At 45.7% G+C, this 25691-nt stretch carries 19 protein-coding genes; 8 read left to right on the top strand and 11 right to left on the bottom strand.

The genetic code is table 11. The features are described 5' to 3' along the window. Nucleotides 1–6: 6 nt before the first annotated feature. The gene (locus JSU04_01470) at nucleotides 7–873 is read right to left on the bottom strand and encodes a hypothetical protein (GenBank protein ID MBS1968942.1); all 867 of its coding nucleotides are present in this window, start codon (nucleotides 871–873) and stop codon (nucleotides 7–9) included. On the opposite strand from JSU04_01470, the gene JSU04_01465 reads away from it, so the two are divergent. From JSU04_01465 to JSU04_01455, 3 genes are all read left to right on the top strand, one after another. Then, nucleotides 872–3196, top strand: a complete 2325-nt coding sequence (locus tag JSU04_01465; GenBank protein ID MBS1968941.1) for a hypothetical protein — start codon at nucleotides 872–874, stop codon at nucleotides 3194–3196. The genes JSU04_01470 and JSU04_01465 overlap by 2 nt on opposite strands. Nucleotides 3197–3292: 96 nt before the next feature. After that, on the top strand, nucleotides 3293–4792 hold the full coding sequence (locus tag JSU04_01460) for a hypothetical protein (GenBank protein ID MBS1968940.1): 1500 nt from the start codon (nucleotides 3293–3295) through the stop codon (nucleotides 4790–4792). 2 nt (nucleotides 4793–4794) lie between these two features. Further along, complete coding sequence (locus tag JSU04_01455; protein ID MBS1968939.1) at nucleotides 4795–5763, top strand: hypothetical protein; 969 nt, start codon at nucleotides 4795–4797, stop codon at nucleotides 5761–5763. 2 nt (nucleotides 5764–5765) lie between these two features. Here the strand turns inward: JSU04_01455 and JSU04_01450 are convergent, their stop codons facing one another. From JSU04_01450 to mscL, 9 genes are all read right to left on the bottom strand, one after another. Further along, complete coding sequence (locus JSU04_01450; protein MBS1968938.1) at nucleotides 5766–6773, bottom strand: mannose-1-phosphate guanyltransferase; 1008 nt, start codon at nucleotides 6771–6773, stop codon at nucleotides 5766–5768. Beyond that, a complete protein-coding gene (locus JSU04_01445; protein ID MBS1968937.1) occupies nucleotides 6770–7789 on the bottom strand; it encodes a phosphotransferase in 1020 nt (339 codons plus the stop codon). The genes JSU04_01450 and JSU04_01445 overlap by 4 nt, the downstream gene beginning before the upstream one ends. 34 nt (nucleotides 7790–7823) lie before the next feature. Further along, entirely contained in the window at nucleotides 7824–8654 is an 831-nt protein-coding gene (locus JSU04_01440; protein MBS1968936.1) for a hypothetical protein, read from the bottom strand. A gap of 205 nt (nucleotides 8655–8859) precedes the next feature. After that, complete coding sequence (locus JSU04_01435; GenBank protein ID MBS1968935.1) at nucleotides 8860–10416, bottom strand: sigma 54-interacting transcriptional regulator; 1557 nt, start codon at nucleotides 10414–10416, stop codon at nucleotides 8860–8862. 136 nt (nucleotides 10417–10552) lie between these two features. Continuing rightward, nucleotides 10553–12274 (bottom strand): ABC transporter ATP-binding protein, encoded by a 1722-nt coding sequence (locus tag JSU04_01430; protein MBS1968934.1) that lies wholly within the window; start codon nucleotides 12272–12274, stop codon nucleotides 10553–10555. A 1-nt stretch (nucleotide 12275) separates the two neighbouring features. After that, on the bottom strand, nucleotides 12276–15242 hold the full coding sequence (uvrA, locus tag JSU04_01425) for an excinuclease ABC subunit UvrA (GenBank protein MBS1968933.1): 2967 nt from the start codon (nucleotides 15240–15242) through the stop codon (nucleotides 12276–12278). A gap of 260 nt (nucleotides 15243–15502) precedes the next feature. Next, on the bottom strand, nucleotides 15503–18184 hold the full coding sequence (locus JSU04_01420; protein MBS1968932.1) for a PBP1A family penicillin-binding protein: 2682 nt from the start codon (nucleotides 18182–18184) through the stop codon (nucleotides 15503–15505). Between the two features lie 168 nt (nucleotides 18185–18352). Continuing rightward, entirely contained in the window at nucleotides 18353–19834 is a 1482-nt protein-coding gene (locus JSU04_01415) for a hypothetical protein (GenBank protein MBS1968931.1), read from the bottom strand. 139 nt (nucleotides 19835–19973) lie between these two features. After that, the gene (gene mscL, locus JSU04_01410; protein ID MBS1968930.1) at nucleotides 19974–20399 is read right to left on the bottom strand and encodes a large conductance mechanosensitive channel protein MscL; all 426 of its coding nucleotides are present in this window, start codon (nucleotides 20397–20399) and stop codon (nucleotides 19974–19976) included. 52 nt (nucleotides 20400–20451) lie between these two features. Here mscL and JSU04_01405 point away from each other — a divergent pair, with 52 nt between their 5' ends. Continuing rightward, nucleotides 20452–20706, top strand: a complete 255-nt coding sequence (locus JSU04_01405; protein MBS1968929.1) for a hypothetical protein — start codon at nucleotides 20452–20454, stop codon at nucleotides 20704–20706. Here the strand turns inward: JSU04_01405 and JSU04_01400 are convergent. Then, nucleotides 20703–21467 carry a Mut7-C ubiquitin/RNAse domain-containing protein gene (locus JSU04_01400; protein ID MBS1968928.1) on the bottom strand — a complete coding sequence of 255 codons (765 nt, stop codon included), beginning with the start codon at nucleotides 21465–21467 and terminating at the stop codon, nucleotides 20703–20705. The two genes, JSU04_01405 and JSU04_01400, sit on opposite strands and share 4 nt — an antisense overlap. Before the next feature lie 84 nt (nucleotides 21468–21551). Here JSU04_01400 and ftsE point away from each other — a divergent pair, with 84 nt between their 5' ends. Genes ftsE through JSU04_01380 form a run of 4 tightly spaced genes read left to right on the top strand, consistent with a single transcriptional unit; the run spans nucleotide 21552 to nucleotide 25636 of the window. Next, complete coding sequence (ftsE, locus tag JSU04_01395; protein MBS1968927.1) at nucleotides 21552–22211, top strand: cell division ATP-binding protein FtsE; 660 nt, start codon at nucleotides 21552–21554, stop codon at nucleotides 22209–22211. Nucleotide 22212: 1 nt separating this feature from the next. Continuing rightward, complete coding sequence (locus tag JSU04_01390) at nucleotides 22213–23133, top strand: ABC transporter permease (GenBank protein MBS1968926.1); 921 nt, start codon at nucleotides 22213–22215, stop codon at nucleotides 23131–23133. Then, a complete protein-coding gene (locus tag JSU04_01385; protein MBS1968925.1) occupies nucleotides 23130–24251 on the top strand; it encodes a peptidoglycan DD-metalloendopeptidase family protein in 1122 nt (373 codons plus the stop codon). Before JSU04_01390 ends, JSU04_01385 begins: the two co-directional genes overlap by 4 nt. Continuing rightward, nucleotides 24248–25636 carry a S41 family peptidase gene (locus tag JSU04_01380; GenBank protein MBS1968924.1) on the top strand — a complete coding sequence of 463 codons (1389 nt, stop codon included), beginning with the start codon at nucleotides 24248–24250 and terminating at the stop codon, nucleotides 25634–25636. Before JSU04_01385 ends, JSU04_01380 begins: the two co-directional genes overlap by 4 nt. The last annotated feature ends 55 nt before the right edge of the window (nucleotides 25637–25691 follow it).

Here is a 25691-nt window from a genome sequence, read left to right as displayed (position 1 = left end):
TCGTCCTTATTTACCAGCTGGCTTTGCAGCAGGTGGTTCTGCTTTGATTTGAATCCCTTGTCCTTGAGGAATGCCCTCTTGTTTTCCAGGATTTGCGGGTTGCATAGTCGAACTTTTTGAAACCATATTTGTTTTGCCAGCAGGAACATCGCCAAAAAGACTTTTCAAAATGCCTTGGCTGACAGGGAAGTTTTTGGTTGCCGCGGCCGGATCAGCCACAAGCTCCGTTGAAACACCTTGTGCAACAGATGTTGTGCCGAGAACTTCACCGCGTTCGTTCACGTAACTTAAGAAGGGAACATCTTTAAATTTGTTTTGAACTTTGAAAGCTTTCAAACCCAAAAATGCTTCCTCTTTGCCGACGGAAGCAAGACCTTTGTATGACTCTGCATCTTCTTCAGCGATCGCAGTGTAATCATATGTAGAGTCTGTCTTTAAGCCCTCTTTACTTTTGAGCATGACGTAAACGAGAAACGTGCTAAGAAAAGTGTTCTTTGCGAGATCCTTGCGGATTGTTTTTGTTTTACCAGCTTCTTTTACTTCAGCGGTCATTTTTAAACCGTTGAATTTTGCATCGATCGTTTTAGTCTCTTTACCAACGATGCTCGTATAAGAATAAGAGATAGGACCTAAATCAGCGCCGGCAAAAGCTTTGAGGCTCTCCGTAATTTCCGCGCCTTGGCCCGTTGTCTTTAAGAAGTAAGTAGAAATAAATTTTTTGCTTTTTGCATCGAACTCATATTTCGAAATTGTGTAACCAATGGGATTACCCGCAGACATAATTTTATAGTAACCCTCGAATAAAACCTCTGCATGAGCGAATGAGAAAGAGAATGCGCAGAAAATTGCAATAAACTTAAGTGGTGAGAGTATGCGGACCATGGTCTGGGACCTCCTTGGGGGTACGGCTAAAAGTCTCACTTGGCCGCAGAATGAAGTCAAAGAGTTCAAGGTCGAGTCCTCGACGGAAGTTGCTCATGGGCAAAGAATCAGCAACAATAATAAGGACACGATGATGAAATCTATTTTACCACGCATTCGTAATCGTAAAGGCCAGGTGGCCATTTTTATCGCACTGATATTTCAAGTGCTGTTCTTATTTTTTGCGATGATCATCAACGTGGGCTTGCTTGTGCATCATAAAATTAATCTGCAAAACTCTGTGGATCTTGCAGCTTACTATGGTGCTATGAAACAAGCCGAGATGATGAATGCAGTTGCACACGTGAACTATCAAATTCGTCAAAGCTGGAAACTGCTCGCGTGGAGATATCGCCAGCCTGGAACAGCCGGCGATTACCAGATCCATCCATATAAAAAACAAGAAAAGAAAATTATCGATGATTATGAGGGTGTACCCACGGGGCTGAGTACCACGCAACAGGACTATTACGACATCCCTGCATTCTGTATTGCGTATGCTCCATTTAATCCTATGCCCTCAACGACGGAAAGTACCTGTAAATATCAGAGTGAGTTACGAACCATCAATCTGTTTAAACCGCCACCAGTCATTGCAGGCTTCTTAAATATTAATACTGCGATCCATGATGCAACGACGAGAGCCCTTGAAGAAGCGACGAATCGTTGTAGATACGTGGGACAGTTTAATTACATGGTCCTGGCGCGCTTTATTGCTGCCTATAACATCGATCAAGGGGAACGTAAGCAGCTGATCAATATGTTATCGCGCGGTTTAAGTGAAAAGCCTGATGATTTCAGAGATATTAGTGGCGACCTCGTTAGCGAAGGCCTAATTAAGACTTTTAGAAATAACTTAACAGAGGCAAATAAGAACTCTATCAAAGATGATCAGATTAAAATCATCAATGGCTTGGGACAAAATGACTGTAACGCTGTAGGAGTTCCCAATACTGATCCTGCGAAATGGTTGTCTGAAGTTAAAGTGAAACCAGCCTTTGCATACATGGATTTCCATTGTGAAGGTAACGATAGCGCAAGTCCTCGTGTTCAGATGAGAGCCCGCGAGTTCAATAAGGCGAATTTGCCAGAAAATATTAATGAACTAAGAGATGATATCACGTACTTATCTCAGTTTGCAGATCCTCTCGAAGCTCCCTACAATGCTTCGGTCGGCGTTGAGAAAAACCCATGGTGTATGGCTTATGTTGGTGTGAGTGCCGAGACTAAACCAAGCATCCCTTTTGCTCCTTTGGGTGGCGTGACTTTAAAAGCGCGCGGTTTTGCTAAACCGTTCGGTGGTAAAATCGGCCCATGGTATTATTCGCAATGGCCGCGTGGTTCAAATCAGTCTTCAGGCGGTAAGCGCATTGATCCACTTCTGCCATGGCGTGAAGGTGATAAGACAAATCAAGCAGATCCAAAAGATCCTACACGTGCAGCTAACTATAGCCGTTTTCCTGGCGACAAGGTTGGGATGAAATCTCGAGCCGTGCAAGGTCAGTTTGGACGTGCGATCTATAACCTCAGCACTGATTGGAGCAAGCGACCCGTAAATACGGTGACTGACGATACGTTGCCCTACAACCTGAGTCGTTCTGCAGAGCCAAATTTTTATCACTGGAATCACTTGGGCCAAACGTTCAAAGCAGAAAAAAGCGGGGATATTCTTGCGTGGGATAGCGTGACGGATACTTATCCACGCATGCGTGACTTAGAGATCTTAGCTATTTTGCCGGATTTATTTGATATTACTTATTACTCAATCGACCCTGATTTCTATCACAACTATTATCTAAAAATTGCTAATGAGTATATTAAGAAAGCCCCTGGTAATTTCAAATATACGGTTCGCCCAGATCTCGGTGTTCGGATGAATAGCAATGATAAAAAACTTTCAGAGTTCAGCATTCGTGACCAGTACAAGGTTCTCGATCGGGTCAAAACCACTGATCCGCAAATCAACGAACCGAAAGTGGAGTTCGATCAGAAACTCATTTACGTAGCGATGTCGGTGTACAACACTTTGACATCGTGGATTGGTAAAGACTTGATGGATTACTCTCTCGACGCCGAGAGATTCGGCAAATGCCTCTCTAAACCTGAGGACCTCGACAAAGGCGGACCTACGAGCGGTGACTGTATAAATGGTGGACGCACGGGCTACTCAGTGAAAATGGTTTCGACAGACTATCTTCGCTCGCAAGATCTCGATCTCGGTGGCGATGGTGGTGCGACGGGCGGAATTTTGAATCCGCCAGACAAGGATTTCTAGAGGGGAATGTCTCACTCTGAGACACACAGTTTTTTAATAACTTTGCCTCAAGACAGCCCGACCATTGTCCGATAAGATAAATACTGGGGATGAATCATGAAAAACCTATCTAGCTATACGGTCATCGGACTTATTTTGTTAAGTTCTCTTCCAGCATTCTCCGCCGACGGCGATGCGAGTAGCGGCCAGAAAGATACCCAAGTCGTTATGCCACCGGGCATTGCTCCTCCTGTGATTGATAAGTCACAAGAAGAGGGAAAAACTCCGGAGGGTGTGGGTGGTGTAGCTAACGACCCAAAAAAAATCGTCGAGCCAATTAAAACATGGAGATCAGCTCTTTCTACTTGTCCTGCTGCACAGAAAAGTGCGGAATCAATATTGGCTGATATAGACCGAAATGCGAAAAAGTATCAAGAGAGTCAGGACGCCTGTAAAACCCGCGAAGATAAGGCCAACACTTTCTGTATGGAAAGTCGCAACCCAGACATCAAAAATTTTATTTCGATAGCCCAAGTTTTAACTGCGGGTCTTTCGGGGATGATGGATGCGTGTAGTAAATTTGGTAAAGTGATGGACGTTGGGAATAAAGCACTGACGGCTTATCAAGCACTTTGTAGTTCATGGCGCGGGTATTGCAACGCTGCTTGTGGTGATGCTGTGAACGGCGTTAAAGCAATTCAAGCAAAAAAGAAAGATCTCGTAGATACTGTAGTTAAAGTGGCGACTGCAGAAGGGCAAAAAGGCGCAACAAGTACTGATGCCATACCCTGTATGGCATTAGCGAAAAGTTATCCAGAGACAGTTCAAAACAACGATGAAGCTATCAATGCAGAATTAAAAGTCAGCGGTGACTACAAGGCCGTTGCACAAAAATTTGAAACCTGCAAAAGCTACGGAAAAGAACTCGCGACCGCGGCCCTTGGTGGTCTTTCAATGCTGAAGTCTTTGGCGACAGCTAACAAGTGTGAAGACGATACTAAGAGCACGACAGCAGCTGCCACGCCAACTCCGGTGGATTGTACAATTGCAGCTAATAAGCAAAACAATATGACGTGTATCTGTCAGGATGCGCCTCGCACTCCTGGTTGTAATAATGGTTTGGATTCTGCGACTGTTGCTAAAAACGGTGATGCTCTCAGAGCCGCGAGCTCGGGCAGCTACACGCCGGGCACGACGGGTTCTAATACTGGCATCGACGGTAGTACCGGTGACGGGACGGATCTGTCTAGCAAATCGCCTGACGGTGGTGGTGGATCTTCGTTGCCAGGCGCCCCTTCAGGTGGTGGCGGTGGCCTTGGTGGCGGCAGTGGCGGTTTCGGCGGCGGTGCCGGCGGAGCTGAAGCAAAGAAAGCAAACGGTCTCAACACCAACATCCTCGGCGGTGAAGGTGGTGGCGGCGGTGGTGGCAGCTGGGGTGGCTATGGCTATGATAAAGACCCAGCGTTGCGCCAGTATTTGCCAGGTGGCGCGAAAGATCCAGCAGCAATGGCTGGTGCGGCGGTGAGCAAGCAAGTGACTTCTCAGGGTGGTAAATCCAACTGGGAAAAAGTCAAAGAACGCTATCGTGACAACAAACCAAGCTTGTTGGGGTACTAATTATGACAAAGCAACTTAAGGTCTCCTTACTTGCAGTTATGTTCACTTATACTTCAACGGTATTAGGTGCGGCGACGGAGTCTGGAACTTCGAAGACGACTCCAACTCCGACACCAAAGACATCTGCCCCTTCGATTACGGACTCCTCTAAAGGAGCTGCCAAAGATAATAAGATGGGACAGATTTTGAATATGGCGGTTGGAGGAGTGAACTTAGCGACTGGCGCATACTGTGCAAGTCAATGCTCAGGCGCCGGCGGCGGTTGTTGCGCGATGGCTCCTTTGTTCTTTTTGATGGGCATGCAAAACATGATGCAGTCAGGGGCTCAAGGTAAATCCGGCGGACAAGCAGCAGGAGCCGTCTATTCAACAGACGTTGGCTTGGACTACGCAGGTTATGATCCAAATGCAGCGAACCCACTTGCGGGCGACCCAGAAATTAAAGCGGGTAATGACTTCGCGGCTTCTGTAGCTGCGGGAAAAGCCGGCTTTACTTATGATCCAAAAACTAACAGTGTGACGACGGCAAAGGGCAACACCATCAAAGGCAGTGACTTAGGCAACTCGGCGGCACTGGCTGCTTCGGGTGTTCCTCAATCGGCCATCGATATGATGAAGAGCATGGAAAACGACGTTCTGGCAAAAGCGCAGAAAAAAGTCGATAAGCTCGGAATAAATACCAATGTCGCTTCTGGTGAAGAGAGCGGCGGTGGTATGGGCGGTGCCGGCGGAGCTGGTTCAGGCTCTGGCCACGGTGATGGCAATCCTTACGGTGCCATGGCTGGTGGCAGAGGTGCTGGCCTTGGCATTGACCGTGATCCTGCACAAGTGGCAGGTATGCAGAAGAACTACAACGGCGAACCTATCGGCGTATCCGGCGACAGCATCTTTAGAATGATGACTCGTCGTTATAAGGTAAAAGAAAATCAGAGCACCTTCTTAGATGACGCTGATATTATGATGCCGAAGTAGTTTTAATTATTTTCTAAGAAGATCAAATCAGTGGCTGCCGTATTGGCGGCCACTTTTATTTTGTCAGCTACGACGACGTTTTCAAGATTCGAACCCGCAAGAACTTGCGCTTGCGATCCAAACACGCCAAAGCCTTTCAAGGTTACTCCGGATTCAATCTTGGTGCTGGCAGTTCTTAAAACTGTGGCACTGCCAACGGTTTCAAGCACGGGGGCTTCTTGGCTAAAGCGTTCTAAAGCACGGCGAAGATGGCTTTGCTCGTAGGTTTCAGTTTTGCTTTTCAAAATATCTAAGCAGCTGGCGGTCGCCTTCAAAAAATCCTGGGCGTTACCGGTTTCATACCAGTGACAAGGAACTTTGTAGCGTTGAACAAGGTGTCCTTCTTGAATCCCCTTAGTAACCGCATCGTACAGGATGTTGGCCGGAGTTCCATTTGGCAGGTAATCAAAGATCTTACCTGACAGAATTTGAATACCGATAAAATGCTCGGCCTTCACACACTCAGCACCGGGCGCGGTCTTACCAAAACCACGAACGCGGTCTTTACTATCAAGCCACACGCCGCCGAACTTCGTTCCGACGCCTTCGTGTTCCATTGTCAGTAAAGTGCAAAGAGCTTTATTTTTCTGATGAAGCTCAATAGCTTTTGCAACAACACCTTTTTCGGTCGGCAAAATCACTTCATCAGAGTTCATCAAGATCAGATCTTCAGCTGGTTTAAAGTAATCACGAGCAGCCCCAAGTCCGCCACCAGTATCTAGGATTTGAGTAATTTCATGGGAGAAGTGCAGTTTTCTCGCGCCATGATTCATGTGGATAAAAAGATCTACGACCTTTGTGGGCAAGTGGAAAGTATTGACGATGAGGCGGTCGATTTTGAGGTCTTCAAGAAAAGCCAGAGGATAAGAGGCAAGAGGAATATTCAGAAAAGGAATCGCCGGTTTTGGCCGGATCAATGTATATGGCCGCAGACGGGTGCCTTCACCCGCTGCGAGGAGCATGACATTCATAAAAGCTCGTACTTTCTCTCCAAGGCTCCCGAATCGATAAGTACGTCAGCAAATGGTTTGTAGTCAGGAAACTCAGTTAAACTTTTGAGAACTCTTCTCAGAGTACCCGATAGATATTTTAAGTAGCGCTTGTCTTCACGAAGATGATAGAAGCTCGCGAAGCTTCCGCAGGCTTTAAAACAGCGCTGAATACTTTGCAGTTCATAGATTTCATTAAAATGATCGCGTGAGAAATCTTTTGGCAAAAACTCGCGGGAGCTTTCTAAGTAATATTCCATTAGAGTTTTTGTCATCTCGTCGTTCATGTTCACATAAGAGTCTTTGAACAAGCTGACGAGGTCATACTGAATCGGCCCCAGACGTGCATCTTGGAAATCGATCACTTTCATCTCATCAAGTTTGATCATCAAGTTGCGCGAGTGATAATCGCGGTGGGCGATCTTTTTAGGCTCGCGATCCAGCTTGCTGCAGATGTCCGTGAAAATTCTTTGGATTTCATTTGCTGTCTTATCAGACCATTGGAATTTAAGAATGCCGGAAATCAAATTGTCTTTTCCGTAGTTCATTTCCCAAAGGAACTTCTCAGTATCGAATTTAATATTGAAAGCCGTGCAGGGTCCTGGAGTCGCCGTGGCTTTGTGGTGGATCTTTACGATCTCATCGACGGCCATTTTGTAGAAATCTAACGAAGCTTCTTGAGTTTGGCTTTCCCAGAATTTTCTTTCGAGCGTCAAGTCACCTAGATCTTCGAGCAAGACAAGGCCGTCCGCTGGAGTCATCGCAACAACTTCAGGAACGTGAACGCCAGATTTTGCAAAATGTTTTAGAACACTCAGAAATGGATAGTTGTCTGGATCGAATGGTTCCCAACGCATGAGAACCCAAGATTGGTGATTCAAAACCACACGATAATAACGGCGATTTGAAGCATCACCAGCTAACGAGTAAACTTTGAAGTCATCACTTTTAAGAGATTGTTTTAAAAAGTTTTGGATGAATTCTTCCATAGAATTCATCCTTACAGACTAGACTTTAAAAGGCAAGACCGCCTTAGTGGAGGTCTTGGTTCTCGTCTTTATGAAAGAACAGGTCCAACAATTCACGCAACATCTGAGAATTGAGTGGAGCACGCTCGACTTCTAGATGGGAAGTTTGGATATCCTGATTAAACGTAGAGTTGACTAGGCGAGTGCTCAACTCGGTCATCGACAAAGTAGAGCTCGTCAGAATCAAAGGTTCTGACAGCGAACGCGGAGATTTTAAATAGTCCGCAAGCAATGCTTGATGTTCGGCAGAGAGGTTTTCCACATTCTCTACGAACAAAGTCATTCCACCCAAGTTGCAGATATCGAGATCTGATTTAAGTTCTTTAGCAACGTCCTCGAAAGGAATGAATGCCCAACGAGCAGAGAAATCGTGGATTTGCAGAGCAACCTTCTTGATCAGCGAACTATCGCGACCCTGAAGGTGCAATAATGAAGTGATCATGTGAGTAGGTTGAGTAGTCACTTCTGCATGCAAATCTGAATCGTCATCACCAAAAAGAGTGACGTTCGTTGCAGAGAAATTCAAAGATTCAATAGTTGCCAAGTTGGTTTCACGACGCTCGAGGTACTCATTATAAAGCTTTGGTTCCAAGACCATGCGAACCAACTGAGCGACACTTTTCTTCTTATCAGAAGAAAGTTCCCATCCATGAGGAATCACTGCTGTACCTAAAAACTGTTCTTGCACAACAATGGGAATATAAAGGTCATTCCCCTGAACAACCGGCTCAGAATCATCTCTGAGCTTCGAAAGATCCATCATACGACGGAGCTCCAAACCCTTCCCATAGCGACTGCTTAACAACTGCTTCAGTTTCATCAATGCTGTATCCATCTATAATCCCTCTGGTCCCCATTTATCGACCGTTCGAAGGATTCCATATTACAAGTCTCGTGCCGTATTTTGTCGCTTTTGGCGGGGCGGGAAATATTGAAAGAAATCAATACTTTGTAAAAAGAAAAGGGCTCTTTTCGCGATCGAAAAGAGCCCCTATGTTTTGGTCACTACAGTAAATCTTTCAGAGATTTACAAGGTCCCGTTAGCGCGCAATTTTACGCTTATCGAGACCGTATTTTTCAACTTTCATGATCAAACCGGCACGGCTGATACCCAGCTCTTTTGCCAATTTAGACTTGTTCCAGCCAGTGCGGCGCAAGCCCTCGCGAATCATTTCGCGTTCGAGGTCTTCCAAAGCGTCTTTCAACTTACCTTGGAGGCGAGCCCCTTGAACTTTGTTCTTATCGCCCGACTCAAGAACCTTTGGTGACAACAATTCAGCCATCAACTTTGTTTCTTCGCCAGACAATACAACCAATCTTTCAATTTCATTTTGCAATTCACGAACGTTACCTGGCCAAGCGTAGTCATAGAGTTTTTCAAGAGCACGCTTAGTTAGCAGACGTTTAGCGCCACCAGAAGTTTCGGAGATTTTACCCAAGAAGAAATCCACCAAGTATGGGATATCTTCTTTTCTTTCACGGAGAGGTGGAACGCGGATGTTGATAACGTTCAAGCGATAGTACAAGTCTTCACGGAACGTCCCTTGCTCAACCATCTCTTTGAGGTTTCTGTTTGTAGCGGCAACGATACGTACGTCCACTTTACGTTGCTCAGTCGCACCTACTGGAGTGAAAGTGCCTTCTTGCAATACGCGAAGAAGTTTTACTTGCATAGTTGGTGAAGTATCACCGATTTCATCCAGGAAGAATGTGCCTTTATCTGCCATTTCGAAAAGACCTTTTTTATCTTTCAAAGCGCCAGTGAAAGAACCGCGGACGTGACCGAAGAGTTCTGATTCCAAGAGATTGTCATTGAACGCAGAACAGTTCTGGATAACGAACGGTTTATCTTTACGGTTGGAGTTGTAGTGGATTGATTTCGCAATCAACTCTTTACCAGTACCGTTTTCCCCTTGAACAAGCACTGTAGAATCAGCACCTTTAATTTTATCAAGAAGAGCGTACAAAGATTGCATTGGCTTAGATTTACCGATCATGTTGTCGTATTTAAATCTGTTACCAAGTTCTTTATTGAGTTCTTTGATTCTGTTTTCACGAGACGTGATTTCCAAGTGAAGAGTTACGATCTCTTGAGCAACGAGTTCGCAAACTTCGCAGAAATGTGTACGGTCGTGATCGTCAAGGTACTTCAATTTGCCGAGAGATTTCTCGATAGTGTCTGCACTCATGCCGAAAGCTGCCAAACGCTCGCGAATTTCTTCTAGACGAGGCGCTGCAGTTTGCTCACGGAAGAAGCCAGTTGCGACTACTGTCCCTACGAAATCATTTTCAATCAAGATAGGGAAGACTCCGACATCGAAACCGACCATGTCCCACTTCTTAAGTGCATAGCGGTTTTGAGAAGTTCTCAAATCGTCGATCGTTTTAACAACCATTTCGCCGATGCTGCTTTTAGCAGTTTCTTTTTGCATCAATTGCGCAACAGCTGGGTTGTTGAATTGAGTTTTCTCGTGATCAAAGCCTTTGATTTGGCCACGTTCATCAGTAAAGATAACGTCGATATTCCACCAAGCGCCAAGAATCTGTTTCAACTTTCTGATTACATGTATATGTTCAAACTCATCCCAATTGATCATAACGAATGCTCCTTCGTAAACTGTCTAATCTTTCAACTTTCATATCGTCAAAAGATTGGACAAACTTGAGAGCTACTGTCTAAAACCTTGTCTAACTAGACCTTCGTCCGGGGAAATCTCCAGCAGAATACGCAAACTAAATGCGGTGCTGGAGACTGTAGAAGCGGAAGTATTCTCCTTTGGAATCAAGAAGTTGCTGATGGCTTCCGATTTCAGCAATCTGTCCAGATTTGAGAACAACGATTTTGTCCGCATTTTGAATGGTCGATAGACGGTGAGCGATGATGAGTGCCGTGCGGCCCTCCATTAAATGATCTAGACCTTTCTGAACTTCAATCTCGCTGGCGGTATCGAGGGCACTTGTTGCCTCATCGAGGATCAAAATGGGCGCATCTTTAAATAATGCACGGGCAATACTGATTCTTTGTTTCTCACCACCGGACAATAAGTTCCCGCGATCACCGACCAAGCTTTGATAGCCGTGAGGCATACGCATAATAAAGTCATTCGCGTTGGCCATTTTAGCCATAGCAGGAACGTCGTTTAAACTGCGCTCAAAATCTCCAGCCTGAATGTTTCTTTCGATAGAATCGCTAAACAAGAAGACGTCTTGATTAACGAGGGCCACGTTCTTGCGCAAAGCTTGTAGGTTGAAATCGAGAATATTGGTGCCATCGACCAGGATTTCGCCCGAGGTCGCATCAAAGAAGCGCTCAAGTAAGTTCACGATCGTCGATTTACCACTACCACTTTCACCGACCAGAGCCACTTGTTCGCCGCGGTTGATGGTCAGGTTCACGTTTTTAAGGATCAAATCCTTCCCATAGGCAAAAGAGACGTCTTTATAAACAATCTGTTTCCAGTCCTTAGGGAAGGGCAGATTTTTTTCGCTTTCTCTTACAATATTTGGATTGTCGACAATTGCATAGACACGCTGAGCGGAAACAATCACTTCTTGAATACGAACATAGCTTTCTTGGAATTTCTTAAGTGGCATATTGAGTCCGATCAAAGAAGCCACATAAGTAATGAAAGAACCCATCGTCGCTCGGCCACTGCCGATTTCAGTACTAATATATAAGAGAACACCGAGAATTAGTAATGTCGCGATCAATTCTGAGACCGGGCCCATAGCCTCTACCCGAGCATGAATTTTCTTACGAATCGACAAGTAATCTTGAGATTCATTTACAAGCTTGGTTGCCATGGTTTTTTCAAGATTGAAAGATTGGATGACTCGAACTCCGTCCAGAGACTCTTTAATTGTCGAAGTCATCTTCTCAAGCGTTTCCTGGCCAAGAGGTAAATACTTACGTAGGCTGCGGGAAATATTTTTCTGAAAAATACCGATAATAGGGACAACAACCAGCAAGCAAAGAGTCAGCTGCCAGTTGGTACGGAATAAATTGAAGAATAGAACCAGCATCAGTAGCGGAGAGCTAAAGATATCTGCAATCATGCGTAGGCCGTCTTGAATCACTTTAACGTCATTTAGAATGCGCGAAATCAACCCGCCTGAACCAGAAGAATAAGTATTGTGAAAAGACAAACTCAAATGCATAAATTTCTGTTGCAAGCGCTGACGGATATTTTGGGTAATGCACTCAGCGACGTAGTTCATCAGGAAGATATGAAAATATCGACTGACGGCGACGATGACGGCTAATCCTAAGATCTTGAAGCCGATGTTCACTGCTCCATCGATATTTTTCGCGGTGAGGGCATCAACGAGATATTGCAGCTGTGCAAGGGTGGTCCCTGAGCAGATCGCATAAGCGATACCAGTCAGGGCGACAATGATCAGGGTTTTCTTATACGGCTTTGCTTCTTCTAAGATGCGCGAGATTTCAGACTTCATTCTACTTCTTTCGGCTTTCTTCTTTGCCGCTGTGTTCAGCGATGTAACGCTTCAGATATTGGCCTGTGAGGCTTTTCTTTTCAGCCATCACGTCTTGTGGAGTTCCGTGAGCGACAACATTGCCGCCTTTTTTGCCGGCCTCTGGGCCCATATCGATGATGTAATCAGCTCCGCGGATCACGTCCTGGTTGTGTTCAACCACGATCACGCTGCCGCCAGCTTCAATGAGTTTATTTAAAACCTTCATCAGCATGTCCACTTCACGGAAGTGAAGACCTGTTGTCGGTTCATCAAGGATGTACAAAGTTGCCTTTTGATTTACGTTTGAAAGCTCTTTGGCGATTTTCAAACGCTGCGATTCACCACCGCTCAAGCTGTTTGCTGGCTGACCGATCTGCAAGTAGTCGAGGCCGACTTCTTTAAGAACGCTCAATGGTTTACGAATATTCGGATGAGCCACGAAGAAGCCCATCGCTTCTTGCACGGTCATCGACAGAATCTCGTGAACGTTTTTGCCCTTGTACTGCACTTCAAGAATTTCAGGGCGGTATTTCTTTCCGTCGCAGACATCGCAAGGGATAATCACGTTATCCATGAACTGCATGTCGATTTCTTCGTAACCGGTTCCTTTACAAGCAGGACAGCGGCCGCCATCGACGTTCAAGCTGAACGTGCCGGGTGTGTAGCCACGAACTTTCGCTTCTTCAGTCGATGCCATGATATTGCGGATAAGATCAAAAGCTTTCAGGTAAGTAATCGGCGAGCTACGTGCGGATTTACCGATCGCAGACTGGTCGATCAAAAGAACGTTCTTAATGTTCTCAACACCTTCGACTTTTTTGTATTCTTGAACTGGAAGATATTCGATATCCAAAGCTCTTGCGAGCGCCGGGTACAAAGTCTTCGTGACCAGAGTTGATTTGCCAGAACCGCTGACGCCGGTAATAACCACAAGACGATTCAACGGGAAAACAACATCAAGGTCTTTCAAGTTATGGCCTTTAGCACCCTTTAACTCGATTTTAAATTTATAGTTAGAAAGATCCACAGGACGAGCTGTACGCAGCGCCTGGAAATCTTTTGAAGGCATCAAGTAAGGAACAGTCACGGACTTGGTGCTGTCGTAGAATTTCTTCGTCGGACCGGAGTAAACGACTTCTCCACCGAGATATCCAGATCCAGGACCCATCTCGATAATGTTTTCGCTGTTTTTAATCACATCGTGATCATGCTCAACAATCACCAGAGTATTGCCGAGTTCTTTGAGGTCTTTCAGGATCTCAATCAAGCGGTCATTGTCGCGTGGATGCAAACCAACCGTTGGTTCATCTAGGACGTAAAGAGTCTGTGACAAACCCATACCGAGCTGATTCGCGAGGATCAAACGTTGATACTCACCACCCGATAAAGTCCGCGTCTCACGATTCATTGTAAGGTAATGCACGCCCACACGCACGAGGAAGTCCAATCGCGCACGGATTTGCTTCAAGACTTCGCCTGAAACTTCGATTTGCGTCTGAGACAACTCGAGCTTTTTAAAGAACGCACAAAGATCTTCAATTGTTTTGCTAGAAAGATCTTCGATATTGGTTCCATCGATGAACACATTCAAAGCCTCTTTACGCAGACGGGCTCCGTGACACTCAGGACACAAGAACGGGCTACGGTAACGAGCGATGAATACACGCACGTGCATTTTGTATTTAATTTGATCAAGGTATTCGAAAAGACCTTTCACGCCGAAGAAGTCACCATCGCCATCCCAGATTTTTTCCTTCTGAGCTTTCGGCAGATCTTTCCACGGAGTGTGCGGATCAATTTTAGCTTTCTTCGTATAAGCCATCAACTGACGACGTTCGTGAGCTGCACTCGGCATTGTGAAAGGATGAAGAGCGCCCGCCGCCAAACTCAAGTTTGGATTTGGAACCACTTTCTTTTCATCAACATCCAAGATATTTCCGAAGCCTTTGCAAGTAGGACATGCGCCGATCGGGCTATTGAAGCTGAACAAGGCCGAAGTTGTCGGCGGAGGAGTGTAATTACAAATCGGGCAGGAAGCCTCTTCGCTGACCTGCATTTTTTCTCCGTCGGTCGTTAAGATCGTCGCGCGGCGGGAAATCACGTTTGTATTGTACTTGATGCTAGCTTCGTAAGCGTTCGTCAAAGAATCGGCGATACGGCCTTTTTCATCCTCTTTGAAAGACATACGGTCAATCACGAGGAAGAAGCGATCCTTCGGCAGGCCTTTTTTAATGGCTGCCGGCTCGCTGATCTCAATGATGTCACCCATTTCCTCTTTCAGGATCGTCGAAGCAGGTTCTGCAAGAGTCGCTTCAGGAGCTTTTTTCTTAGGTGCGGCTTTTGTAACGGCTGCTTTTTTGGCTTTGCCTTTTGCAGGCTTGGCTTCAACTTTGTCGCCACCTTTAGGAACATAGATGCGCAAGTAACCGTCTTGCAAAAGCAAAGAGTGCAGCTTCTTGCCTTCGGCAACGCGCCCATCGGTGGTGATTTCTACCAAGATGTAACCGCGTTTGCTATTAAAGAACTTAATTACTTTGTCAGTCGCTTCAGTAACGCTTTCCTTTTCACAAGGAACTTTGTGAGTGGGGCAGTAAGGTGTGCCGACTTTTTCATAGAACAAGCGCAAGTAGTCGATCACCTCTGTGGTAGTACCCACAGTGGAGCGGCTGCTTTTCACAGTATTTTTTTGCTCAATCGAAATGGCCGGAGGAATATTATTGATGCCTTCAATGTCCGGCTTTGGCGCTTTGTTCAAGAACTGGCGCGCGTAGTTAGACATACTTTCGATAAAGCGGCGTTGCCCTTCGGCAAAGAGAGTTTCAAACGCCAGGGAGCTTTTCCCTGAACCCGAAGGACCGCAAACCACCGTGAGTTGCCCCACCGGAATTTTGACCTCAATGTTCTTCAGGTTATTTTGTTTAACCCCCCAAAGATGGATTTCCTTCATACGACTGGTTCCCGTGATTTTTAGAGGTTGAATCAACTTATCGAGAGTACTCTTGCCCCGGGCAAAAGTCATCTAAGCAGGGAGCAGTTTTGATGGGGGTCGTCTTAGATCGTCGAACTGTGAAAAGTACGACAAGTCTACAAATTACCAAGTATATTCATTAACTTAGAGGGTGATTGTCGGGTTCGCGTAATATGTCAGGTGAACAGCAAATGCGGCTTCGGGAAATAAAAAAGCCGCCCTGGAGGCGGCTTTGAGGCTTAGTTTGCTAAGTCGTCTTTCAGGAAGTCCGTGGCTTCTTCGGACTTATTGCCCGCCGCTGTCGGCTCAGTGCCTTCAACGAAGGCCTGTCTTAAAACATTCTTCGTCGTGGCTGTTGCGAGTTTTCCTGAATCACTATCGATATTCGCAAACACGATTCCGTCTGGCACTGGGAAGGTTGTTTGTGGCAAACCTTCGTGGGCGGCTTTCATATAATCCACCCAGATTGGCAAAGCAGCCCGTCCGCCGACCTCACCTTTACCGATACTACGCTCTTTATCAAAACCAACCCACACTCCAGTGACGATTTGAGGAGTGTAACCGATAAACCAAGCATCGTAATATCCATTCGTTGTTCCAGTTTTACCGGCAACTTCGCGGCCGATAGAACGAGCGCGGCCACCGGTCCCGTTTTTGTCTTCAACAACGCCTTTCAAAAGAGTGGTCATGACGTATGCCGTTTGAGGTTTGATCAACTGATCTTTATCTTCAAAAAAGAAGTTATAATCGGCGCGTTTTTTCTTATCTTCAGCCAAAGCTTCCGGCGTCATGTTCTTCACTTTTTCTGCCAAAGCTGTGCGACGATCTTCAAACTGTTTATCTAAATCGGTTATCTCTTTATTGAAACGGGTGTCGAGAGTGACTTCATCAAGAATTTTCTGACCTTCTTGATTCAGAACCTGTCGGACAATGACTGGGCGGAGGCGTTTACCCAAGCGGGCAAACTGGCCGAAGGCTTTTGTCATTTCATACAAAGTCACGCTACTCGTACCGAGCACCAACGTAAAGTCAGGATTGAGCGGGCTAAAGATCCCCAAGCGTTTTGCATAGTCTGAGGCCCAAGGAACACCAATATCTTCAACAATTTTAACCGAAGGAATATTCAAAGACTTCACGAGCGCATTACGGAAAATAATATCGCCGCCAAAGCTCTTCGAGTGATTTGATGGTTTCCAAACCTTTGGATCCTCTTGTCCTTCGCTATCGTCTTTATTTGGATCAGATTCTTCAAATACAATCGGAGAATCCATGATCGGAGTCGCCGGAGTGTAGCCTTTATCGAGGGCCGAAGCATAAACGATGGTTTTAAAAGAAGAACCTGTTTGGCGTGCCGCTTGAAGTGCACGGTTAAATTCGTTACGTGCGTAGCTATAACCACCCACCATGGCGAGAACGTCTTGAGTTTGCTCGTCGAAAGAGATCAAAGAGCCCTCTACGATGGGCTCTTGATCCAAATCCATCGCGAGAAACTTACCAAACTCTGGAAGGCTGCCAGGTACGATCGGCTTTTTACTGTTCTTGCTTGGATTGCTCAGGCGAGAAGAAGCGAACACTTCGCCCTTGATTTTCACAAGAATTACGTCACCGGCTTTAACAGCTTCTGACGGTTTCTTAATCGTATCAATGTCCCAGCGTTTATCCGTATTAGGCTTACGTGCCCAGATCATATCTTCGAAATCAATCAAGCCGCGAGCATCACCGACGCGAACATAGACAAGGCCATTGGCATCATCGACTTTTTCCACAAGGCCTTCCACAGCCTGGCCGACTTTCAAATACGACGGCAAGTTCGGAGAAGATTTTTTACCATCGCTTTCCGGCGTGATTTCATCAAATTTTCCGTCCGGCATAATGATACGCACGGGAGTCGATTCAGCGATGAGCTTCTTGCGTCCTTCTACTAGGAACTTTTCGATCTCTTCTTTAGAGTCCAATTGTCTAAGAGCTCCGCGATAGCCTTGGCGCTTATCCAGTTCTTTAAGGCCATTAACGACAGCCTCTTGAGCAGCTAATTGCTTATCAAGTTCAATACTTGTGTAGATGCGAAGACCTTTATCCAAAACTTGCTCTTCGCCTAACTGAGCCACAAGCAACTGACGAACAGTTTCCACCACGGAAGGAGCGAACTGTACGTAGTTTTCACGGACATAGACTTTCACTGGTTGCTTCACGGCTGCTTCAGCTTCTTCTTTAGGAACAAATCCTACTTCTGCCATGCGGTGAAGTACGTAAGTTTGACGTTCCTTCGCGCGAAGAGGATTTGTTACCGGAGAATAACGGGCCGGAGCCTGAGGAAGGCCGGCAAGGATCGCCATTTCAGCAAGTGTCAGTTGATCTACAGATTTGTGGTAATAAGTTTGCGCGGCCACTTCAACACCGTACGCACCTTGACCGAAATAGATCTGATTCAGGTAGAGATAAAGAATATCTTCTTTCTTGAGATTTTCTTCCATCTGTTGAGCGAGCATGGCTTCGCGGATTTTTCTCAAGAATGTTTTTTCGCGGTCACGAAGAAGCAAAGTCTTTGCAACCTGCTGAGTGATCGTCGATCCTCCTTGCACCGTGCGGCCGGCACGAAGGTTGGCAAGAGTGGCGCGCAAGATCGCTTGGTAGTTGATCCCGCCGTGCTGGAAGAACTGATCATCTTCCGCTGCGAGGAAAGCTTGAACCAAATGCTTCGGCATCTTTTCGTAAGGAACAACAATACGACGTTCTTCACGAGAGAGCTCACCGATTTTTTTATTTTTGCGGTCGTATACTTCGGAGACCAAAAGTGGCTGGTAATCTTTGACGGTGATGAGTTGCGGAAGGCCCGCCTTTACATGATGGATCAAAGCGAAGACGCCTGCGATACCGACAATGACTAGAACGACACCGGCAATAATTAACTTTTTCAACACGGAGATGGCTCCTTCTAACAGATTAAAATCAGCCATCATTTTAGCAGTGCAAGAGAGGAGGGTCTAGCAATGATAAAAAAAGCCCCCCACGAAGTCGAGCTAGGCTCTGGACCAGGGAGGCTTATTAGAAAATAGAGAATGAATAGTGGAAAATCGGGCTAAATAAACTTACTTCGCAGCGCCCGTCTTGCTGGAAGAGCCACCTGTGCGGCTTGGGCCCACAGACTTCTTGCCACCGGAGGTACCAAAAACGAGGTCGTCGTATTTGCATTCGCCCTTATTGGCATTATCACGAGCGTCGGTGTACTCACTCGCTGCGACAGCAACTTCAGCTCCGCTGGTCGTACTTTTTCTGCCACCTTTTGGAGCTGCGCCTAAGGTAATTAACTGGTTTGAAAGCTCGGTGTATTGCTTTTGTAATGCCGTGGAATCGTCGTTCACCGCCTGAGCTTTTTGTTGGGTAGATTGTTGCAAACTTTGCATCTCGGAAGTCGCGTTTGAAATCTTTGTCTGCAAAGCCTGTTGTTGCTGGGACATCTGAGTTTGCTCATCGGCTTGGGCTTGTTGCTCCAACGTCGCTTGTTGGCTCAACTGTGTCTGAAGGTTATCGCTTTCAGATTGAGCGTTACGAATCTCTTTATCAGCCATTTCAATTTTAGCATCGGATTTGCGGATCAGGTTCAAACGAGCGGCATAAAACTTCGACATACACTGCTTAAACTGGGTATTGAGCCAGTTACTGTTGGAACCTCCGGCACTAGCCAGTGATTTCAAGCTGGATTTTTGATTGGCTAATTGCAGATTCTTTTTGCGATCAAGATAAGCTTGGCGAACCGTATCCATACACGTGCTATTCGCAACATCTTCAGTCATTTGCGCTAAAGATTGAGCTTTATCAGCATAGATATCGTCTTTTTCTTGCTGCTTTTGCAAGATTGCGGTTTCATTCTTTTTAATTTGTGCTGCCATATCAGCGGCTTGCTTAGCTTGTTCGGCTGCACGCTCACGTTGCTCTTTTTTAATATCAGCTTGCTTATCCTGAAGCTCTTTTTGCGCATCAGCGATATCTTTTTGGATATCTTTGATTTTCTTAGAAAAATCTTCGTTAATATCTGCGATCTCTTTTTTATTATCTTTTAATTGTTTTTGAATATCTTTGAGCTTGTCATTAATACGGTCTTTTTCTTCGTAGAAACCTTGGCCATCATATTGAGAACACTGAGAAGTCGCCCCAGAATTTTGTGGAACACCCAAGGCTGAACTAAACGCTGTCAGCAACTCAGCGCTATTTCCGTACTCATCATCGCCACCGGCACTTTCGCAGGCTGCTTGTTGTTTTTTACAAGATTCAATGCCCATGCCAGAAGATTTGCAGGCGCTAAAGAAGGCTTCTTTTTTATCATCGGCACGACGTCTGGAGTAATCGCAGTCTGTTCCTCCAGAACCGCTTGTGCCGGAACCAAGTAATAGGCGTCTACATACGTCCTTCTGGCTATCGTCCATAAGATTGACCGCAGCTGAGTTATTACATTGCTCTTTTGTAGGGTTCGCTGCTTTCGCAGATTGCGTGCTAGTTGCAATAAATAGGAATGTAAGAATGGAGAATAATTGGGCAAATGAACGGAGTCTAAACGCTCTATTCCAATTCATAGGAGTCCTCCCGGATAAGAGTATCAATATGCAAAAACGATGCAAAAAAAATGATTCTCTTATTATGGAGGTAGATTTTCCGAGAGCAAAGGGCCGTATCAGTATGATACGACCTTTGTCGGGCTAGATTTGCTCTGGTTTATTCCACAGTGCTACCGCAGTGGGAACATTTCGTCGCTTTAAGAGGGATCGTCGAAAGGCAGTATTTGCACTCTTTTGTTGCAGGAGCTGCGGCTGGTTTTTGAACCTTTGCGGCCATTTTAACGATCAAGAAAACGGCGAAGCCCAAAATAATAAAGTCGATCACGCTATTCAAAAAGACACCGTAGTTCAAAGTCGGCGCTGCGGCCTTTTTTGCCTCAGCCAAAGTTTCGTAATGTTCGCCGTTCAATGAAACAAACAAGTTACTGAAATCGACCTTGCCCATACCAAGGCTAATGACCGGCATCAAAACATCGGCGACAAATGAAGAGACTATCTTACCGAAGGCCGCACCGATGATAATACCGACTGCCAAATCAAGAACGTTTCCTTTACTAATGAAAGCCTTAAATTCACTCCACATTTTTAAACCTCCCTTTTGATTTCAGTAGGAATCTTATGCTAGACTTCGGCATATGCAAAAAGGTTTTAATTCAGACATAACAGTCCGCGGCCAAAAGTTTCATGTGCAAACTGAAGACTGGGGCGCTCGCAATCCATTTTTGGTCAGTAGAATTTTCTGTAATGGTGCTGTCATTAAAACCGTAAAGACTCCCTATGAAACGGCTTTGAAAGCGGAATCGATTCGCGAAGAAGATGCAATCAAAACAGCTCTTCGCCGTCAGCATTCAGACATCTTGGATGTTTTGCTTGCTGGCAAAATGCCCTAGGGGCTGAGCTCTTTTTGCCACTGCTCTAATTTCTTTTTCATGTCTTGAAAGTGCGTCCCTTGCCAATAAATTTTCTGGCAATCGGGGCAAATAAAAAACTCATCATAGGACTCGGCCACACGGGCAGGAATTCGATCAATCACGCGGTCTTTGGCAATCTCTACCACAGGAGTATTGCACTCAAGGCACCTGGCGCAGAGGTCGGTCGAATGAAGCAAATCAAAGCGTCTTAAAACCTCGAGAATTTGCTGTGTCGGGTGACGATTTCTTAAGTAATACCCATGATGAACATTCTTTCTTTTGAGCAACCCGAGATCTCGGGTCAGCAAAATTCGATGCTCTTGTTCGGAAATCGCGGCGAGAACGGCATCCTCGTACAAATCCGGATGATAGACGACATCAAATCCCAGCATCCGTAAGAAATGCGCGAGCTTTCCTAGGTTCACATCGACGACAAATCGAAGGCCATGATCCGTTCTTTGCCGGAGGGGTGCTTCACGCAGTTTTGTGACAGAGCTAATATCAAAGGACTCAAACATCGGAAAGACACTGACTCTATCTTGGTCTTCAAGAAGCTGATCAAACTCCACACTCTCGCCATTGATCAAGATCAAATCGACTTCTGTGTGCGGAACTCCCATAGATTCGATCACATCTTTCACTGTCGAGCGCTGTTTGAGATCCAACTCAATCAGAGTTTTTTGTTGCGCGGAGGGCAAGAATTGATTGAGTTCTTCATAGAAGCGCAGAAAAACTTTCACCGGAATCCTCGCCTGGCTGGTCTCTCGTCGAGACTGGACCTGAGTATTCTAGGAAACAGCTCCTTCATTCCCTAGAATAAAAGGATGATAGAATTCTCTCACGTTTACAAAACATATCCGGGTCCGATCCATGCGCTTAAAAACATAGATCTGCAAATTGGCAAAGGGGAGTTTGTCTTCCTAACGGGGCCCAGTGGAGCTGGCAAAACCTCGCTCTTTAAAATGATCTCCGCCTTTGATACGGCGACCTCGGGTTTAGTGACAGTGTCAGGATATAACATCAGTCAGCTCAGCGAAACCAAAGTGGCTGAATACCGCCGTCGCATCGGCGTTGTTTTCCAGGATTTCCGACTACTTAAGGATCGCACGATCTTTGAAAACGTGGCTTTACCATTACAAATTCGTGGCGATCGGCCGGCTTCAATTCAAAAGCGTGTGCAAGAAGTGCTTGAGCAAGTGGGTTTGACTCATAAATACGATCAATTCCCAGAATTCATTTCAGGTGGTGAACAACAAAGAACTGCGATTGCCCGCGCGATTGTTCATCAACCCGGCGTTCTGATTGCGGATGAGCCGACAGGAAACTTAGATCCCGAACTCAGCGAAGAAATCATGGATCTTTTAGAGCGAGTTTGTTCTCAAGGTACCACCGTGTTTGTGGCGACTCACGATCACGAGATGGTGAAGCGCAGAAGCAAGCGTGTGATTCAGTTGAAAGACGGCCTTATCGTGGGGGATCAGTAAAATGGTTCGCACCCTCTTTCAACAACGCATCGGTAGCCTCAAACGCAATTGGACTTTGCAGTTTTCAACACTCATTGTGGTGACCGCTTGTTACATCGTCGTTTGTGGGTCTTTTTTGCTTTCGCAAAACCTGCAAAAGATTCTAACGGTCTGGGGTGAAGAACTTCAGATGACTGTTTACCTGTCGGAAAATACAGAGTCTTCGGATGTGGAGGCGCTTCAAAAGAAAATCGAATCAAATCCCGGCGTTGGCAAAGTAAAGTTTGTCAGCAAGGATCGCGCACTTGATGACTTCCGCGCACAGATGGCAAGTTATGCCCCGGACATTATGAATGAAAAAGATTTGCTCAGCCTCATTCCAGCGAGTTTTCAAGTATCCCTCAGCGAGTCGCTAAAAGCCGTTGACCACTTGAAAGTACTTGATGGTCTGGCGGGAAAACTGAAGACAGAAAAATCCGTTGCTGAAGTGAGCTACGGTCAAGAATGGGTTCAAAAATACGGTCAGTTTCTTTATTATTTTGAAAAAGCCTGCCAAGCATTGGGGATTATCATCTTCTGCGCCGCCCTGTTTGTTCTTTCAAATGTGATCCGTGCATCTGTGCAGTCCCGCCGTCAAGAAATCGAAGTGCTGGAACTGATCGGTGCGACGCCGGCAATGATCCGTCGTCCTTTTATGGTCGAAGGCGCTCTGATCGGCTTCGTTTCTTCTGTGATGGCCGTTGGGATTTGCTATTTCTCTTATGCGAATGTTCTGCGTTTCTTTGAGAATGAACTTAAGTTCTTACAACTTTCCCAGCATTTGCAATTTTTGGGAATTGGTTTGCTGCTTGGATTCTGCTTGGCGGGAACTCTCTTAGGTGCTCTAGGTTCTTACCTGTGCGTTCGTCAGATCAATGATGGCTGGGCGGCAAGCAGCCTATGAAGAAAATTTTAGCGATGGTTTTCATGTTTGGATCAATTGCAGGGGCGGAAACGCCGCCTGTAGATCCAAATTTGGAAAAGATCGCAAAAGACCTGCAAATCGCCAAAGAGAATCTTGAAATCCAAGAGATGAAGCAAAAAAAAGTTCTGACGGCACTTTACTCTATCAACAAGAACATGAAAAAACTCGTCACCGAGAAAGCCGACCTCGAGCAGCAGCGCAATCTGACCGAACTTCAGATCCAAGGTCTCAATCAGAAAATCGAAGAGAACAATCAGCAGACCTCAGCACAGCGAGCTCAACTGACAGAACGCTTGCGAGCAATCTATAAACTCAAAGGCCCCACTTTGGCGCGCTTCCTTTTTGCTGCGAACAGTTCCTCCGACTTAGAAAGAAACCTCAAAATTCTTGGAATCGTGGCAAAGCGCGACGTGGATCTGATAAAGTCCTATCGTGAGTCGATCAAAGATTTGCACTATCGCCGGGAACGTCTGGAACAGAAATTAGCTTCTTTGCAAGAAGTCGAAAAAAATCTCAAAGTGCATGAACAGAAACTGCAAAAAGAGATTTCACAGAAGAACAGTATCTTGGCCGGCATTCGCCGCACGAAGATGTTCACGCAAGAGCAGATCAAACATTTAAAAGACAAATCACTGAGTTATGATATTGCGGACTCAGGTTTGATGGATTTGCTTTTGAAACCTTCTTTTGAAAATCAGAAGGGCACGTTGCCTAGACCCGTCGAAGGTCTAGTGGTGAAGAACTTCGGTCTCATCAAAGTTCCAGACCAATCCTATGTTTTGAGTAATAAAGGTCTTTTTATCTCCGCAAATCCGGGTGCACCCGTGAAAGCAGTGTTTAGCGGAGTGGTCTCATTTGCAGGAAGTTTACCTGGCCTCGGACAAGTTTTAATACTCGATCACGGAGATCATTATTATACTGTCTATGGGAATAATGCGAACTTACGCGTCCAATTGGGGCAAGAGGTTGCACAAGCTCAAGTTATTGCGAACAGCGGACGTAGTAGCTTTGATCAACAAAATGGATTATATTTTGAGGTCCGACATTTTTCAGAGCCCTACAATCCAATGGAATGGGTGAAAGGATTCAGCCGATGAAGGCATTCGTACAAAAGTGGAAAACTCTCTTACTGGCACTGATCTTGTTCTTGGCCCTCTTTGTAATGGCTGAGACAGGTTTTCAGATCAAAGCCTTCGCTCAGGATCGCTACGCGGATCTCCAGAATTTCACCAAAGTGTTGAACCTCGTTGAGCAATATTACGTTGAAGAAGTTGATACAAAGAAACTGATCTATGGTGCGATCAAAGGGATGTTGCGCGAACTCGATCCGCACACGAACTTTATGCCACCGGATATCTTTAAAGATTTCGAAACTGAAACAAGCGGTGAGTTCGGCGGCCTCGGTATCGAGATCTCTGTAACAAACGGCATCCTGACTATTATTTCTCCGATTGAAGACACCCCAGCTTGGGAAGCCGGTATCAAGGCGGGCGACAAAGTGATCGCAGTTGATGGTCACAGCACAAAAGGTTTGAGCCTCGTTGAAGCCTCTCAACTGATGAAGGGCAAAAAAGGTTCGAAAGTTGTTTTGAAGATCGTTCGCGATGGTGAAGATGAGCCCCGTGACATCGGCATCGTTCGTGGCAGTGTAAAAATCAAGTCTGTGAAATACACGAACTTGGATGACGGTTACGCTTACATCAAAATCACAAGCTTTATCGAGAACACGGCTAAAGATCTCGAAAAAGCTATCGATATGCACATCAAGAACAATAAAAAAGTTGAAGGTATGATCATCGATATGCGCCGCAATCCAGGTGGTTTGTTGGATCAAGCGGTGAAAGTCAGTGATATGTTCCTTAAAGATGGAACGATCGTGAGCACTATCGGTAGAAATAAAAAAGACAAGGAAGTTTCTAGCGCGTCTAAAAAAGGTCGTTTCACGGATTTCCCAATTATCATTCTCGTGAACGAATACACAGCTTCTGCGAGTGAGATTGTTTCCGGTGCTTTGCAAGATAACAAGCGCGCGTTGATCGCGGGTCAACGCACTTTCGGTAAAGGCTCTGTTCAATCCGTTGTGAAATTGGGTGATGGCAGCGGTTTGAAGCTGACGGTGGCTCGTTACTACACGCCAAGTGGTGTGAGCATTCAGGCAGAAGGTATTAAACCTGACATAGAAATTGATGATGTGGATCCAGAAGCATTTGCAAAATCTGTGTTAAAGTCCAAGATTACTCGTGAAAAAGACATCGCAGGACATCTAAAAGGTGACCGCGAAAAAGAAAACGATAAAGCTCAAAAGACATTGGACTTGAAGCCGAAAGATCCAAGCAACGCATTAGCGTGGTGGAAAGATGTGGGTAACAAGAAAGATGAGAATCTGACTACAAAAGAGAAACTATTTAAGAACGACTACCAGGTTTATCAGTGTTTCTCGTATTTGAAAGCTTGGAAAACACTGAAAGCCCTTGCGCGCTGAGCTAGGTGAGATTGCCAATGACGGCAATCTTCATTAGTCTGCGCGAGAACTGAGG

Source organism: Bdellovibrionales bacterium, assembly GCA_018266295.1.
In the GTDB taxonomy this organism is placed as follows: domain Bacteria; phylum Bdellovibrionota; class Bdellovibrionia; order Bdellovibrionales; family Bdellovibrionaceae; genus JACMRP01.
This window is presented reverse-complemented; position numbering and strand designations above follow the sequence as displayed.

What these genes read in the sequence shown, in the direction of transcription:
- JSU04_01455 (MBS1968939.1), top strand. Translation starts at nt 4,795, where the DNA reads ATGACAAAGCAACTTAAGGTCTCCTTACTTGCAGTTATGTTCACTTAT.
- JSU04_01445 (MBS1968937.1), bottom strand. Translation starts at nt 7,789, where the DNA reads ATGAATTCTATGGAAGAATTCATCCAAAACTTTTTAAAACAATCTCTT.
- JSU04_01405 (MBS1968929.1), top strand. Translation starts at nt 20,452, where the DNA reads ATGCAAAAAGGTTTTAATTCAGACATAACAGTCCGCGGCCAAAAGTTT.
- JSU04_01390 (MBS1968926.1), top strand. Translation starts at nt 22,213, where the DNA reads ATGGTTCGCACCCTCTTTCAACAACGCATCGGTAGCCTCAAACGCAAT.
- JSU04_01460 (MBS1968940.1), top strand. Translation starts at nt 3,293, where the DNA reads ATGAAAAACCTATCTAGCTATACGGTCATCGGACTTATTTTGTTAAGT.
- uvrA (MBS1968933.1), bottom strand. Translation starts at nt 15,242, where the DNA reads ATGAAGGAAATCCATCTTTGGGGGGTTAAACAAAATAACCTGAAGAAC.
- JSU04_01450 (MBS1968938.1), bottom strand. Translation starts at nt 6,773, where the DNA reads ATGAATGTCATGCTCCTCGCAGCGGGTGAAGGCACCCGTCTGCGGCCA.
- JSU04_01465 (MBS1968941.1), top strand. Translation starts at nt 872, where the DNA reads ATGCGGACCATGGTCTGGGACCTCCTTGGGGGTACGGCTAAAAGTCTC.
- mscL (MBS1968930.1), bottom strand. Translation starts at nt 20,399, where the DNA reads ATGTGGAGTGAATTTAAGGCTTTCATTAGTAAAGGAAACGTTCTTGAT.
- JSU04_01385 (MBS1968925.1), top strand. Translation starts at nt 23,130, where the DNA reads ATGAAGAAAATTTTAGCGATGGTTTTCATGTTTGGATCAATTGCAGGG.
- JSU04_01435 (MBS1968935.1), bottom strand. Translation starts at nt 10,416, where the DNA reads ATGATCAATTGGGATGAGTTTGAACATATACATGTAATCAGAAAGTTG.
- JSU04_01415 (MBS1968931.1), bottom strand. Translation starts at nt 19,834, where the DNA reads ATGAATTGGAATAGAGCGTTTAGACTCCGTTCATTTGCCCAATTATTC.
- JSU04_01430 (MBS1968934.1), bottom strand. Translation starts at nt 12,274, where the DNA reads ATGAAGTCTGAAATCTCGCGCATCTTAGAAGAAGCAAAGCCGTATAAG.
- JSU04_01440 (MBS1968936.1), bottom strand. Translation starts at nt 8,654, where the DNA reads ATGGATACAGCATTGATGAAACTGAAGCAGTTGTTAAGCAGTCGCTAT.
- JSU04_01380 (MBS1968924.1), top strand. Translation starts at nt 24,248, where the DNA reads ATGAAGGCATTCGTACAAAAGTGGAAAACTCTCTTACTGGCACTGATC.
- ftsE (MBS1968927.1), top strand. Translation starts at nt 21,552, where the DNA reads ATGATAGAATTCTCTCACGTTTACAAAACATATCCGGGTCCGATCCAT.